At 71.4% G+C, this 13,166-nt stretch carries 15 protein-coding genes; 10 read left to right on the forward strand and 5 right to left on the reverse strand.

Annotated features, from left to right (window positions below; all coding sequences use genetic code 11):
* Positions 1-99 precede the first annotated feature (99 nt).
* From HNR15_RS11770 to HNR15_RS11800, 7 genes are all read left to right on the forward strand, one after another.
* Positions 100-894, forward strand: a complete 795-nt coding sequence (locus tag HNR15_RS11770) for a DeoR family transcriptional regulator (RefSeq protein ID WP_179481981.1) — start codon at positions 100-102, stop codon at positions 892-894.
* Positions 891-1,838, forward strand: a complete 948-nt coding sequence (gene pfkB, locus HNR15_RS11775; RefSeq protein ID WP_179481983.1) for a 1-phosphofructokinase — start codon at positions 891-893, stop codon at positions 1,836-1,838. The genes HNR15_RS11770 and pfkB overlap by 4 nt, the downstream gene beginning before the upstream one ends.
* 67 nt (positions 1,839-1,905) lie before the next feature.
* Complete coding sequence (locus HNR15_RS11780) at positions 1,906-2,352, forward strand: PTS sugar transporter subunit IIA (protein WP_179481985.1); 447 nt, start codon at positions 1,906-1,908, stop codon at positions 2,350-2,352.
* Complete coding sequence (locus HNR15_RS11785; RefSeq protein WP_179481987.1) at positions 2,349-3,914, forward strand: PTS fructose transporter subunit IIC; 1,566 nt, start codon at positions 2,349-2,351, stop codon at positions 3,912-3,914. The genes HNR15_RS11780 and HNR15_RS11785 overlap by 4 nt, the downstream gene beginning before the upstream one ends.
* A 44-nt stretch (positions 3,915-3,958) precedes the next feature.
* On the forward strand, positions 3,959-4,237 hold the full coding sequence (locus HNR15_RS11790) for an HPr family phosphocarrier protein (RefSeq protein WP_179481990.1): 279 nt from the start codon (positions 3,959-3,961) through the stop codon (positions 4,235-4,237).
* Position 4,238: 1 nt separating this feature from the next.
* The gene (ptsP, locus tag HNR15_RS11795; RefSeq protein ID WP_179481992.1) at positions 4,239-5,921 is read left to right on the forward strand and encodes a phosphoenolpyruvate--protein phosphotransferase; all 1,683 of its coding nucleotides are present in this window, start codon (positions 4,239-4,241) and stop codon (positions 5,919-5,921) included.
* A 24-nt stretch (positions 5,922-5,945) separates the two neighbouring features.
* On the forward strand, positions 5,946-6,737 hold the full coding sequence (locus tag HNR15_RS11800; protein ID WP_218883689.1) for a DUF2127 domain-containing protein: 792 nt from the start codon (positions 5,946-5,948) through the stop codon (positions 6,735-6,737).
* Between the two features lie 77 nt (positions 6,738-6,814).
* On the opposite strand, the gene HNR15_RS11805 is transcribed toward HNR15_RS11800, so the two are convergent.
* Positions 6,815-7,198 (reverse strand): DUF4232 domain-containing protein, encoded by a 384-nt coding sequence (locus tag HNR15_RS11805; protein WP_179481994.1) that lies wholly within the window; start codon positions 7,196-7,198, stop codon positions 6,815-6,817.
* Between the two features lie 13 nt (positions 7,199-7,211).
* On the opposite strand from HNR15_RS11805, the gene HNR15_RS11810 reads away from it, so the two are divergent.
* Positions 7,212-7,592: a hypothetical protein gene (locus tag HNR15_RS11810; protein WP_179481996.1), complete on the forward strand. Its 381-nt coding sequence runs from the start codon at positions 7,212-7,214 to the stop codon at positions 7,590-7,592.
* Here the strand turns inward: HNR15_RS11810 and HNR15_RS11815 are convergent.
* Genes HNR15_RS11815 through HNR15_RS11825 form a run of 3 tightly spaced genes read right to left on the reverse strand, consistent with a single transcriptional unit; the run spans position 7,549 to position 11,496 of the window.
* Positions 7,549-9,252 (reverse strand): NAD(P)/FAD-dependent oxidoreductase, encoded by a 1,704-nt coding sequence (locus HNR15_RS11815; protein ID WP_179481999.1) that lies wholly within the window; start codon positions 9,250-9,252, stop codon positions 7,549-7,551. The genes HNR15_RS11810 and HNR15_RS11815 overlap by 44 nt on opposite strands.
* A 46-nt stretch (positions 9,253-9,298) precedes the next feature.
* Positions 9,299-10,258: a methylmalonyl Co-A mutase-associated GTPase MeaB gene (gene meaB, locus HNR15_RS11820; protein ID WP_179482001.1), complete on the reverse strand. Its 960-nt coding sequence runs from the start codon at positions 10,256-10,258 to the stop codon at positions 9,299-9,301.
* A 29-nt stretch (positions 10,259-10,287) separates the two neighbouring features.
* Entirely contained in the window at positions 10,288-11,496 is a 1,209-nt protein-coding gene (locus tag HNR15_RS11825) for an acetyl-CoA C-acetyltransferase (protein ID WP_179482003.1), read from the reverse strand.
* Positions 11,497-11,581: 85 nt separating this feature from the next.
* On the opposite strand from HNR15_RS11825, the gene mce reads away from it, so the two are divergent.
* Both mce and HNR15_RS11835 read left to right on the forward strand, forming a co-directional pair.
* Positions 11,582-12,016, forward strand: coding sequence for a methylmalonyl-CoA epimerase (gene mce / locus HNR15_RS11830; protein WP_179482005.1), 435 nt, complete (start codon positions 11,582-11,584; stop codon positions 12,014-12,016).
* Between the two features lie 45 nt (positions 12,017-12,061).
* Positions 12,062-12,796 carry a TerC family protein gene (locus tag HNR15_RS11835; RefSeq protein WP_179482007.1) on the forward strand — a complete coding sequence of 245 codons (735 nt, stop codon included), beginning with the start codon at positions 12,062-12,064 and terminating at the stop codon, positions 12,794-12,796.
* Between the two features lie 64 nt (positions 12,797-12,860).
* On the opposite strand, the gene HNR15_RS11840 is transcribed toward HNR15_RS11835, so the two are convergent.
* Complete coding sequence (locus tag HNR15_RS11840; protein ID WP_179482009.1) at positions 12,861-13,166, reverse strand: hypothetical protein; 306 nt, start codon at positions 13,164-13,166, stop codon at positions 12,861-12,863.

A 13,166-nucleotide genomic window follows, 5' to 3' on the forward strand; every position in this document is an offset into this window, starting at 1 on the left:
GTACCGGTTCCGCGCCATGCGCCCCGGTGTTGTCCGTTTTGATTTGTATTTCTCCGTTTGTGTTGACATCGACCCGTGTGGGCCACTACACATACCTCTGTGACCGAACACACACGGGAGAGCACCCCCACCCTCTACGCCGCCGAACGACAGGCCCTGATCCTGCGATCGGCGCAGGCGCACGGCCGCGTCGAGGTCGCCGCCGTCGCGGCCGAGCTCGACGTCACGCCTGAGACGGTGCGGCGTGACCTGACCGTCCTGGAGCGCCGCGGCAGAGTGCGCCGGGTGCACGGCGGCGCGATCCCGGTCGAGCGCCTCGACATCGAGCCGACGGTGGCCGCACGCATCGAGGCCAACGCGCAGGAGAAGGAGCGCATCGCCCGCGCGGCGGTCGAGTTCCTGCCCGCCGAGGGCACCGTGATCATCGACGGCGGTACGACGACCGCGCGGCTCGCGGAGTTCTTCCCCCGCGACCGGGAGCTGACCGTCGTGACGACGTCCCTGCCCGTCGCCAGCACCCTGGCCGCCTTCCCCGGGGTCTCACTGCACCTGGTCGGCGGCTACCTGCGCGGTCGCACGCTGACCGCCGTCGGCGACTGGACCACCGCAGCCCTGGCCGGCATCTACGCCGACGTCGCCTTCCTCGGCACGAACGGGCTGAGCCTCGAACACGGTTTGAGCACCCCCGACCAGCGCGAGGCCGCCGCGAAGCGCGCGATGATCGCCTCCGCCAAGGAACGCGTCGTCCTCATGGACGCCGACAAGTACGGCCAGGCGCACTTCTCCCGGTTCGCCGACCTCGACGAGATCGACACGGTCATCACCGACGATTCGCTGAGAGCCGAGGACGCCCGCTCCATCCAGCAGCTCGGTCCGCAGGTGGTGCGCGCATGATCGTCACCCTCACCCCCAACCCGTCGCTGGACCGCACGCTGGTGCTCGACCGGCTGGTCCGTGGCGAGGTCAACCGGGCACTGGAGAGTCGCCTGGAGCCGGGCGGCAAGGGCGTCAACGTCACCCGCGCGCTGGTCGCGAACGGATCCACGAGCATCGCCGTCTTCCCCTGTGGCGGGAACAACGGCCGCCTCATGGAGCTGCTCATCGCCGAGGAGCGGGTCACGGCCCGGGTGGTGCCCGTCGGCGGACCGATCCGGGTCAACACCGCGATCGTGGAGCCCGACGGCACCACCACCAAGGTCAACGAACCCGGCAGCCGCTTCAGCGAGGCCGAGACCGCCGCCGTCCTGGACCAGACCGCTTCCCTGCTCCCCCACGCGACGTGGCTCGCCGTGTGCGGATCGCTCGCTCCCGGCATGCCCGCGCACTTCCCGGCGCACGCCGTGCGCCTGGCCCGCGACGCCGGCGTGCGGTGCGCGGTCGACGCCTCGGGCGCAGCCCTGGAATCCGGCGTCAGCGCCGGCCCGGACCTGATCAAACCGAACCGCACAGAGCTCGCCGAGCTGGTCGGCCGCCCACTGGACCGGCTCGCCGACGTACGCGCCGCGGCCGCCGAACTGGTGCGCGGCGGCGTGGGAGCCGTGGTGGTCAGCCTCGGACGTGACGGTGCGCTGGCCGTCGACGCCGACACCGTGGCCCTCGCGACGGCCACCACAAGCCGCCCCAAATCAACTGTGGGAGCGGGAGATTCGCTCTTGGCCGGAATGCTCTTCACCCTCGAGCGCTCCGGCACGCTCGCCGACGCACTGGCCACCGGCGTCACCTGGGGCACCGCGGCGGTGCAGCTTCCCGGCACCCAGGTGCCGCGCCCGGGCGACCTCGCGGGCATCACCCCGCGAACGACGTACGCGCCCGACGAGGACCTCGCCCTCGCGGACTGATCGACCGAACACCCATCCGGCGGCCGGTCCGGCCCGTCGCACAGCAGCCCCACGAAAGGAACAACCGATGTCCATCATCACCACCGACCAGGTCGTCCTCGACCTGAGCGCGACGGACCGCCACGAGGCGACCCGCACCCTCGCGCAGACCCTCGTCGCCAGCGGGCGGGTGACCGACCTGGAACAGTTCCTGGCCGACGTGCGCAAGCGCGAGGAGCAGATGGCGACCGGCCTGCCCGGCGGCATCGGCATCCCCCACGCCCGCAGCGCCGCGGTGACCGAGCCATCGCTCGTCTTCGGACGCACCACCGGCATCGACTGGGGCGCCGAGGACGGGCCCGCCACCCTCATCTTCCTCATCGCCGCACCCGAGGGCGGAGGCGATGACCACCTGAAGATCCTCGCCGCCCTCGCCCGGAAGCTCATGCGCCGGGAGTTCCGTGAATCGCTCGCCCAGGCCGCCGACCCGGCTGCCGTCGTGGACCTCGTCAACAAGGAAGTAGTCGGATCATGAAGTTCGTTGGTGTCACCTCGTGTCCCACCGGCATCGCGCATACCTACATGGCTGCCGAGGCCCTCGAACAGGCCGCCCGGGACGCCGGCCACGAGATGGAGGTGGAGACCCAGGGCTCCGCCGGGTCCTCGCCGCTCAAGACCGAGACGATCGCGTCCGCGGACGCGGTCATCTTCGCCCACGACCTCGAGGTCAAGGACAAGTCCCGCTTCGCCGGGAAGCCCACGGTCGACGTCGGGGTGAAGAAGGCCATCTCCGATGCTCCGGGACTCATCGCGCAGGCGGTGCAGCTCGCCGAGGAGCGTGCGGCGAACCCACAGGCGGCGGCCGCTGCAGGTGCGGCGGGCGCCGGCGCGGGTGCGGGTGCTCTCGTCACCAAGGTGGACCAGAACGCCTCGGTCGGCACCCGGATCCGGCAGTGGCTGATGACCGGGGTGAGCTACATGATCCCGTTCGTCGCTGCGGGCGGAATCCTCATCGCATTGTCCTTCATGCTCGCGCAGGTCGCGGGCGGTAAGAAGGGCGCGATCGGCGTCACCAACTTCAGCCTCACCGACGCCGCGGGGCTCGCGAAGTCCTACAACCTGATGACCCACTTCGACCCCACCAGCGGGATGAACTGGGCCGGGCTGCTCTTCGTCGTCGGTGCCGCGTCGTTCGGCTTCCTCGTGCCGATCCTGTCCGGCTTCATCGCGTTCGGCATCGCCGACCGCCCGGGCATCGCGCCCGGCATCGTGGGCGGCTCCATCGCCGCGACCATGGGCACCGGGTTCCTCGGCGGCATCGCGACCGGATTCATCGGCGGGTTCATCGCGCTCTTCGTGAGCCGGTGGAAGGTGCCGAAGGGCGTCCGCGGCGTCATGCCCGTCGTCGTCATCCCGCTGATCTCCACGCTGCTGACCGGCGCGATCATGATCATCATCCTGGGACGGCCGCTGAAGTGGCTGACCGATCACCTGACCGACGGGCTCAACAACCTCGGCACCAACGGCGCCGGTCTGGTGCTGCTCGGTGTGGTGCTCGGCCTGATGATGGGCTTCGACCTGGGCGGCCCGGTCAACAAGGTGGCCTACACCTTCGCGACGACTGGCCTGGCGACCGTCGCGGCCAGCAACGGCGATGCCCCGCAGCTGCGGATCATGGCCGCCGTGATGGCAGCCGGTATGACGCCCCCGCTCGGCATGGCTCTCGCCACCACGGTGCGCAAGCGGCTCTTCACCCCGGCCGAGCAGGAGAACGGGCGGGCGGCCTGGCTGCTCGGCGCGTCGTTCATCAGCGAGGGTGCGATCCCGTTCGCCGCGGCCGACCCGTGGCGGGTCATCGTGTCCTCGATGGTCGGCTCCGGCGCGACCGGCGGCCTGGTGATCCTCTTCAACAACACGCTGCGCGCTCCGCACGGCGGCATCTGGGTGGCGCCGCTGATCGGCAACCCGTTCACCTACGTGCTCGCGGTCGTCATCGGCACCCTCATCACCGCGGCGGTCGTCATCGGGCTGAAGTCGATGCGCTCCACCGCCAGCACGCAGGCCACGGCTGCCGCCGACCAGCTCGTCGCAGCCTGAGCGTCGTACGACCACCCATCACCAGCAACCAGAAGGAATCCGACATGGCAACCCAATCCCGTACGGCGACCATCGCCTCCAGCGTGGGACTGCACGCGCGGCCCGCGGCGCTCTTCGTGCAGGCGGCCGGCGCCACCGGTGCCGACGTGACGATCGCCCGCCCCGGTGAGGAGCCGGTCGACGCGACCAGCATCCTCGGGGTGATGGCGCTCGGCGCCAAGCACGGTGAGGACGTGGAGCTCACGGTCACGGGCGACGACCCGGACGCAGCGCTCGACTCCCTGGTGGACCTGCTGTCGCAGGACCTGGACGCGGCCCACTGAGATGCGCACCTTGAGCGGTGTGCCGGTCAGCCCGGGCTCGGCGGTCGGACCGGTGGTGCAGGTCAGTCCTGCGCTCACCGCGCCCGCCAACGAGCCGGCGCCCCAGGGGCCCGAGGAGGCGGCGGCCTCGATCACCGCGGTCGAGCGGGCCTTCGAGGACGTCGCGGTGGGTCTCGAGCGTCGCGCCGAGGACGCCCCCGGCGCGGCCAAGGAGATCCTCGGCGCGGCCGCGCTCATGGCCCGCGACCGGGCACTGCTCAAGGCGGTCAGCAAGAGGATCACCGACGGCTGCGGCCCGACCCGCGCGGTCGAGGCCAGCGTCGCGGAGTACTGCGCGATGTTCCAGGCAGCGGGCGGCTACCTCGCCGAGCGGGTCACCGACCTGTGCGACGTGCGCGACCGCGTCGTGGCGCGGCTGCTCGGCGAGCCGGAGCCGGGCATCCCGGCGCTGCACGGCCCGTGCGTGCTGGTGGCCCGCGATCTGGCGCCCGCCGAGACGGCCACTCTCGACGCGACGCTGGTGCGGGGCATCATCACCGAGGCGGGCGGTCGCAACAGCCACACCGCGATCCTGGCCGCCGGCCTCGGCATCCCCGCGGCCGTGCAGGTCGCGGGCGCCACCGCCCTGGAGGTCGGGACGATCGTCGCGGTCGACGGCGACAGCGGGGTGGTCACGGTCGAACCGGACCAGGCCACCCAGGACACCATGCAGCGCAAGGCGTTCGCCCGTCGTACGGCGCTGCAGGCGGCCTCCGGACCCGGCCGCACCAAGGACGGTCACCCCGTCGCGCTGCTGGTCAACATCGGCACCGCGCAGGACGCGATCAGCGCCGGGCCGATGGACGTCGAGGGGGTGGGCCTCTTCCGCACCGAGGTGCTCTTCCTCGGCAAGCAGAGCGCCCCGACCGTGGAGGAGCAGACGCAGATCTACCGCTCGGTCTTCGCGGCGTTCGGCACCCGGCGGGTCGTCGTGCGCACCCTGGACGCGGGCGCCGACAAACCGCTGGCCTTCGCCGATCTGGGCGAGGAGGAGAACCCGGCGCTCGGTCGCCGCGGGCTGCGGATGGGCCAGGCGATCCCCGACCTGCTGGACCACCAGCTCGAGGCGCTCGGCGCTGCCGCTCAGGGCACGTCCGCCGAGGTCAAGGTGATGGCACCCATGGTCGCAACCGTCGACGAGGCGCAGTGGTTCGCCGAGCGGGTCCGCGCCCACGGGCTGCCCTCGGCAGGCGTGATGATCGAGATCCCCGCGGCGGCACTGCGGTCACGCGACGTGCTCGACGTCGTCGACTTCGGCTCCCTCGGCACCAACGACCTGGCGCAGTACACGATGGCCGCCGACCGGATGCAGGGCGCGCTGTCGGATCTGCTGGACCCCTGGCAGCCCGCGGTGCTCGACGTGATCGATGCGGCCTGCGTCGGTGCGCGCGCCCACGGCAAGCCGATGGGAGTGTGCGGGGAGTCCGGCGGCGACCCGTTGATGGCGCTCGTGCTCGCCGGCCTCGGTGTCACCAGCCTGTCGATGGCCCCCGGCAAGGTCGACCTGGTGCGCTACGCGCTGTCGCTGCACGACCTGGCGACCTGCGAGCGCCTCGCGGCCGTCGCCCGCGCGGCACGGACCGCCGGCGACGGCCGCGCCGCGGTCCTACGGGAGGTCGACCCCGCGCTGCGCGACGTGCTGTGAGCCGCCCCGCCTAGGCTGCCGTTCGTGAAGGACAAGCAGGCCCGCCGGGCGGCCATGGAACGACGTTGGGAGCTGCGCTCCTGCGGTCGGCACGGCCACCTCACCTACGCGCCGGACGAGAGCGGGCTCGCGAGTCGCCTACGGGCCGACAGCGCCCAAGGCGAGGCGTGGCGCTGCCTGCGGTGCGGCGACTACGCGCTCGGGCCGGCCACCGCGTCCGGACCGGCCGATGACGCGCCGGTCCCGTTGCGGGGCAAGGCGCTGCGCGACGCGTTCATCATCCGGTTGCTCGCAATCGAACGTCTGCTCCGCGGGGTGTTCCTGATCGCGGCGGCGTACGTCGTCTGGCGGTTCGTCGGGGCCAAGGACTCGGTGCAGCGCGTCTTCGACAAGGACCTGCCGGCCGTGCGCGACCTGTCCCGGCGTACCGGCATCGACTTCGCCGACGCGGCGCCTACGCGCCTGCTGCAGCGGGCACTGGATGCCGGGCACAGCACGTTGGTGCTGCTGGCCGCGGGGGTGCTCGCCTACGGACTGCTGGAGATCCTCGAGGCCTACGGCCTGTGGATCATGAAGCGCTGGGGCGAGTACGTCGCCGTCGTCGGCACGGCGGTCTTCCTGCCGCTGGAGATCTACGAACTCACCGAGAAGGTGAGCGCGCTCAAGATCGTGGCGTTCCTGATCAACCTCGCGGCCGTCGCGTGGCTGATCTGGAGCAAGCACCTCTTCGGGGTGCGCGGCGGACGCGCGGCCTTCGAGAAGGAGCGCGAGAGCACGTCCCTGCTCGAGGTCGAACGCACGGCCGCCCAGGTCTGAGAGTGGCTGTCAGTCCATGTCCGGCGAATCCACCGACGCCGCGCATCCGGGAACGGGTGCGCGCGGCGTCGGAGGAGTCAGCTCGGGTTGTAGCCGACCGGTCCGACGGTCAGCTGGTGCACCGTCGCGCCGGCGCATCCGGTGATGCCGGAGCGGGACAGGAAGATGGCCTGGGTGCTGCCCGGGGGGTAGATGCGGAAGCCGCGCGCGGCCGTCGGCCGGCACTGACCCGAGGAGTAGTTGCCGGCGTCGGCGACCTGGACGATGAAGGTCGTGGCGGCGCCTTCGGCCAGGGTCACCGTCCTCGACGTGCCGGCCGGGTTGCGGTCCGCGGAGTGGCCGAGCTGCACGCCGTTCGCGCCCACCAGGCTCACACCGGGATATCCGTCCAGCGTGCAGGTCGCGTGCCCGTCGTTGCGCAGCCTGACCGTGTAGTACGCCGACCCCGCGGCGCCGTCCACCCCGCTGACGCCCGTGCTGAGCGAGGTCGCGAGGCACCGACTCCCCGCTGCACTGCCGCTGGATCCGCTGGCGCTGGTCTCCCCGGCGGTCGATGAGCCGGACGAGGAACCGGCCGACGACGTGCTCGAAGACGAGGAACCGGCCGACGAACTGCCGGATCCAGGGGTGGACGCGCTGGTGGACGGCGCGGACGAAGTAGTGCTGCTGACGGACGCCGGAGCGGCCGTCGACGGCGAACCGGAGGAGTTCGAACTGCCACAGGCGGCCAGCAGTGCCAACGGGCTGATGAGAGCGGCGGCGGAGAGCGCTCGGCGAGTTGTGTTCATACAAGAGAAGACGACGATGGGGCTCATGAGGTTGGCACCGGCTCCAGGACCGGCCGTTCGCCGTTGACGGTGTCGAGATAGGCGTGCACGAGAGGTACGGCGGCGGCGCCCTCTCCGCTGGCCGACGCGACCCGTTTCATCGACCCGGCGCGGATGTCGCCGGCGGCGAAGACGCCGGGCACCGTGGTCTCCAGCGACGCCGGGGGCAGCCCGTCGACCCAGGTGTGCTGCGGGGTGTCACGGCCGGTCACGACGAAGCCGGCACGGTCGCGGACGACGTCGTCCGGCAGCCAGTCGCAACACGGCTTGGCACCCAGCAGCAGGAACAGCCCGTGCGAGGAGACCTTCTCCTCACCGCCGGTGTTCTTGTCGCGCAGCGTGATCCAGTCCAGTCGGCCGGCGCCGCCGGCATCGATCACCTCGCTGCAGGCGCGCACCGCGATGCGCGGGTTGCCCGCGATCTCACGCGTCAGGTAGTCCGACATCGTCTCGGACAGGTCCGGGCGGCGGATCACGATGGTGACCGAGCGGGCCCACCGTGCCAGGTGCACTGCTGCCTGACCCGCCGAGTTGCCGCCGCCCACGATGTGCACGTCCTTGCCCTCGCACCCGCGAGCCGCGGAGGTCGCAGCTCCGTAGTGCACCCCGAGCCCGACGAAGTCCTCGACCGCCTGGACGCCGTGTCGGCGGTAGGAGACCCCGGTCGCCACCAGCAGGGCTCGCGCCTGCACGGTCGTGTCGTCGAGGGTGAGGGTGTGCACACCGCTGGGGCCGTCGGCCAGCTCGGCGGCGTGCACCGGTCGGGCGGAGTAGATGTGCGCTCCGAACCGATTGGCCTGACTGCGGGCCCGCTGCGCGAGGCGCATCCCGGAGATCCCGCGGGGGAAGCCGAGATAGTTGCGGATCATCGAGCTGCTTCCGGCCTGCCCTCCGACGGCATCCGCGTCGAGCATGATCGTGCTGAGGCCCTCGGACGCGCCGTACACCGCCGCGGCCAGCCCCGCGGGACCGGCACCGACGATCGCGAGGTCGTAGACGCGCCCGGCCTCCGGTTCGCGGCCCATGCTGAAGAGGGCGCCGATCTCGCCGATGCTCGGCGCGTTCATCACCCCGCCGAGTGGGGAAACGACCAGCGGGTACGTCGGCTCGGCGCCGTTCAGCCCGGCCAGCGCATCCCGCCCGACGTCGCTGTCGGGCTTGTAGACGCGGAACGGGACGCCGAGGCGCTCCAGGAAGTCGCAGATCTGCGACTTCAGCGGTGAGATGCCGTCGCTGACGATCTGCACCGACTCCACGACGGGCACATCGGAGGTCCAGCCCCAGTCCGAGAGCAGCTCGGTGACCGCGGTGTGGAACTCCTCGTCGCGCACGCCCCGCGGCACGGTCAGAGAGGTGTCGATCCGCCCGGCGAGCTGTGCCTCGCGCACGACCTCCATCGCCGACCTGAACTCCTCCCACGCCAGCACGATGACCCGCTTGGCGGCGGAGCTGATGGCGTGCACGCAGTCCAGGGCGACCAGGCCGGCGGCGTCCGGCAGTTCCATCTGCGCTGCGACCAGGGCGATCGGGACGTCCTGTGAGTGAAGCATCTGGGTCGTCGCGATCGCGGCGGCCAGCCCGTCGGCGTACTCGATGCGGTAGTCGACCTCGTAGCGGCGGAACTCCCGGGTGAGGGCGTCACGCTGCTGGGTGCCGATCAGCAGGATCGCGGGGGTGCGGATCGTCATACCGAAAGTCTAGGAGCGCCGCCAAGCCCCACCCTCGGGTCCGGCGTCAGAGGGCCTCGACCAGCTCGTCCGCCGCGGCGTACGGGTCGATCTTCCCGGCCACGACCCGCGCGGCCAGCTCGTTCAGGTTGTCGTCCCGACGCGGATCGGTCATCCGCAGTCGCAGCGTCTGCAGCGCGATCGCGGCGATCTCACCCTCGGCGCGTGCGATCCGGCGCTCGCGCAGCACGTCGTGTTCGACGAGCCAGGCGTGATGCTTGTCGAGCGCGGCGACCACGTCGTCACGGCCCTCTCCGCGCTCGGCGACCAGCTTCTCCACCGACGGACGCCAGGCGCCGGCCTCCGTCCGCTCCCCCAGGCTGATCATCGCCCGCAGGTCGCGCACCGTCGTGTTGACGCCGTCGCGATCCGCCTTGTTGACCACGAAGACGTCGCCGATCTCCAGGATCCCGGCCTTGGCGGCCTGGATGCCGTCGCCCATGCCGGGCGCGAGCAGGACGATGGTCGTATCGGCGAGGGCGGCGATCTCGACCTCGCTCTGCCCGACGCCGACCGTCTCCACGAGGATCACGTCGCACCCGGCGGCATCGAGCACCCGCAGCGACTGCGGGGCGGCGAACGACAGGCCTCCCAGGTGTCCCCGGCTGGCCATCGAGCGGGTGTAGACGTGCGGGTCGAGCGCGTGGTCCAGCAGGCGGATCCGGTCACCGAGCAGCGCACCGCCGGAGAACGGCGAGCTGGGGTCGACCGCGAGGACGCCGACCCGCAGACCCCGCTCCCGGAACGCCGCGACCAGCGTGTTGGTGGTCGTCGACTTGCCCACCCCGGGGCTGCCGGTGAGGCCGATGACCCACGCGGAGCCGGTGTGCGGAGCGAGCGCCGCCATGACCTCGCGCAGGGCGGGGTCGGCGTTCTCGACGAGGGTGATCAGCCGGGCAACGGCCCGCGCCGAACCGTCGCGGGCCGCAGTCACCAGGGCCGGTACGTCGACCGGTCGCGAGCGCATTCGTGAGATCCCTTGCGCCGAGGTGGTGTTCAGGACTTCGGGACGCGCACGATCAGTGCGTCGCCCTGGCCACCGCCACCGCACAGAGCGGCCGCACCGACACCGCCGCCACGCCGCTTCAACTCCAGCGCGAGGTGCAGCGCGATGCGCGCACCCGACATACCGATCGGGTGGCCCATCGCGATCGCTCCGCCGTTGACGTTGACCTTCTCCGGGTCCAGACCGAGCTGCTTGGTCGAGGCCAGCCCGACGGCTGCGAAGGCCTCGTTGATCTCGACCAGGTCGAGGTCGGTCGGCGCGATGCCGGCCTTGGCGCAGGCCGCGGCGATCGCGTTGGCCGGCTGGGACTGCAGGCTCGAATCGGGGCCGGCGACGACAGCGTGCTCGCCGACCTCGGCGAGTGGGGTGACCCCGAGCTCGGCGGCCTTGGCCGCGCTCATCACGACGACCGCGCACGCCCCGTCGGAGATCGGGGACGCGGAGCCGGCGGTGATGGTGCCGTCCTTGCGGAACGCCGGGCGCAGCTTCGCGAGGGATTCCACCGTGGTGTCGGGGCGAATGCCCTCGTCGTCGCGGAACTCGATCGGGTCCCCCTTGCGCTGCGGGATGAGCACGCTGACGACCTCGTCGTCGAAGAGGCCGTTCTTCCAGGCCTGGGCCGCGCGCTGGTGGCTGCGGGCGCCGAACGCGTCCTGCTCCTCGCGGCTGAACTCCTGGTCGGCCCTGTTGGCGTCCTCGGTGAGACCGCCCATGGCCTGGTCGGTGAAGGCGTCCCACAGGCCGTCGTGCGCCATGTGGTCGCGCATGGTGACGTCGCCGTACTTGAACCCGCCGCGGCTCTTCTCCAGCAGGTGCGGCGCCTGCGACATCGACTCCTGGCCACCGGCCACCACGACGTCGAACTCGCCGGCGCGGATCAGCTGGGCGGCGAGCGCGATGGCGTCGACGCCGGACAGGCAGACCTTGTTGATGGTGAGGGCGGGCACGGTCATCGGGATGCCGCCCTTGACCGCGGCCTGGCGAGCGGGGATCTGGCCCGCGCCGGCGGTCAGCACCTGGCCCATGATCACGTAGTCGACCTGGTCGCCGCTGATGCCGGCCTTGTTGAGGGCGCCCTTGATGGCGAATCCGCCGAGATCGGCTGCGGACAGGTCCTTCAGACCCCCCATCAGCTTGCCCATCGGCGTACGGGATCCGGCGACGAGGACGGGGGTGCGATCGGTCGCGCTGTCGGTCATCAGGGGTCTGCTCCAACGAGTTGCGGGCGTGGGGGAACGGTTCCGGGATCTTCCGGGTGACGGGTTTCACTTTAGCCTTGCCGGTATGCCGAGCCTGCCGACCCATCTCTTCACCGCCGTCGACCACGTGGGCGTCGCCGTGCCCGACCTGGACGCCGCGATCGACTTCTACCAGGCGACGTTCGGCATGCGGCTCACCCACCGCGAGACCAACGACGAGCAGGGGGTCCACGAGGCGATGCTGCGTGCGGGCAGCGAGGACGGCACGCAGATCCAGCTGCTCGCCCCGGCGTCCCCGGAGTCGGCGATCGCGAGGTTCCTGGACCGCTCCGGCCCCGGTGTGCAGCAGGTCGCCTACCGGGTCGTCGACATCGAGGCCGTCAGCGCCACCCTGCGCGACCGCGGGATGCGGCTGCTGTACGACGAGCCGCGGCGCGGCACCGCGGGCAGCAGCGTCAACTTCGTGCACCCCAAGGACGCCGGCGGCGTGCTGGTCGAGCTGGTGCAGCCCGCCGGCTGACGGACCCGGAACCGCCGCCGGCGATCGATCGTTGGCCGGTCAATCATGGACTTCCTCACCAGCCCGGATCTCTGGGTCGCCTTCCTGACCCTCTTCGCGCTCGAGCTCGTGCTCGGCATCGACAACGTCGTCTTCATCTCGATCCTCACCGGCCGCCTGCCGAGGTCCCAGCAGCAGCGGGCCCGGATCATCGGACTCGCCCTGGCGCTGGTGCTGCGCATCGGGTTGCTCGCGGTCGCGTCCTGGATCGTGGGGCTGACGGCACCGATCTTCTCGATCGGCGACGCTCAGGCACTGGAGTTCTCCGGCCGTGACCTGATCCTGCTGGCCGGTGGCCTCTTCCTGGTCTACAAGGCCGTCACCGAGATCCACGACAAGATCGAGGGCGCCGGCGAGGCCCACCTGGCGACCGGGGTGACGTCCACGATGGGCAAGGTGATCGTGCAGATCCTGCTCATCGACGCGGTCTTCTCCCTGGACTCGGTGATCACCGCCGTCGGGATGGTCGACCAGCTGTCGATCATGATCGCCGCCGTGGTGCTGTCGATCGGCCTGATGATGGTGCTGGCGGGGCGCATCAGCGACTTCGTGAACGCGCACCCGACCGTCAAGATGCTGGCGCTCAGCTTCCTGGTGCTGATCGGGTCGACGCTGATCGCGGAGGGCTTCGACGTGCACCTCTCCAAGTCCGCGATCTACGGCCCCATCGCGTTCGCCATCGCCGTCGAGGCGCTCAACCTCGCCTACCGCAAGAAGCACGAGGCCGGCCGCACGATGTAGGCCACCGCACGTGGGGTCGTGGCGCGCCCTGTAGAGCGCGCGGCGACCCCACTCCCGTGAACGGCTAGCGCCAGGAGCCGCGGGGCGGGCGGCGGTCGCGGGCCTTCCAGCAGCCCGTGTGCCAGTGCCGCCGGTCGCTCACGTCGCCGAGGCCGTCGTCCGGCCACACCACCACGTGCGCGAGGGAGGCCGACAGCTGTTGACTGCAGCCCGGGCAGGTGTAGACCCGGCCGTTGGCGTTGCCCCGCACCGGGCGCACCATCCATGCGCCGCCGGCGTACTGCTCGCGGCGCACGCCCGACTCCAGCACCCGCGAGATGTCGGGTGCCGGGCCGGGGGTACGACGGGGTGGCCGCCTGCGCCGCGGCAT

This window comes from Allobranchiibius huperziae, from assembly GCF_013410455.1.
Taxonomy (GTDB): Bacteria; Actinomycetota; Actinomycetes; order Actinomycetales; family Dermatophilaceae; genus Allobranchiibius; species Allobranchiibius huperziae.

Bases quoted from the DNA above. Each gene is read 5' to 3' on its own strand.
- HNR15_RS11840 (WP_179482009.1), bottom strand. From the start codon at position 13,166: ATGCCGCGGCGCAGGCGGCCACCCCGTCGTACCCCCGGCCCGGCACCC.
- HNR15_RS11790 (WP_179481990.1), top strand. From the start codon at position 3,959: ATGGCAACCCAATCCCGTACGGCGACCATCGCCTCCAGCGTGGGACTG.
- mce (WP_179482005.1), top strand. From the start codon at position 11,582: ATGCCGAGCCTGCCGACCCATCTCTTCACCGCCGTCGACCACGTGGGC.
- HNR15_RS11815 (WP_179481999.1), bottom strand. From the start codon at position 9,252: ATGACGATCCGCACCCCCGCGATCCTGCTGATCGGCACCCAGCAGCGT.
- meaB (WP_179482001.1), bottom strand. From the start codon at position 10,258: ATGCGCTCGCGACCGGTCGACGTACCGGCCCTGGTGACTGCGGCCCGC.
- HNR15_RS11785 (WP_179481987.1), top strand. From the start codon at position 2,349: ATGAAGTTCGTTGGTGTCACCTCGTGTCCCACCGGCATCGCGCATACC.
- pfkB (WP_179481983.1), top strand. From the start codon at position 891: ATGATCGTCACCCTCACCCCCAACCCGTCGCTGGACCGCACGCTGGTG.
- HNR15_RS11780 (WP_179481985.1), top strand. From the start codon at position 1,906: ATGTCCATCATCACCACCGACCAGGTCGTCCTCGACCTGAGCGCGACG.
- HNR15_RS11835 (WP_179482007.1), top strand. From the start codon at position 12,062: ATGGACTTCCTCACCAGCCCGGATCTCTGGGTCGCCTTCCTGACCCTC.
- ptsP (WP_179481992.1), top strand. From the start codon at position 4,239: ATGCGCACCTTGAGCGGTGTGCCGGTCAGCCCGGGCTCGGCGGTCGGA.
- HNR15_RS11825 (WP_179482003.1), bottom strand. From the start codon at position 11,496: ATGACCGACAGCGCGACCGATCGCACCCCCGTCCTCGTCGCCGGATCC.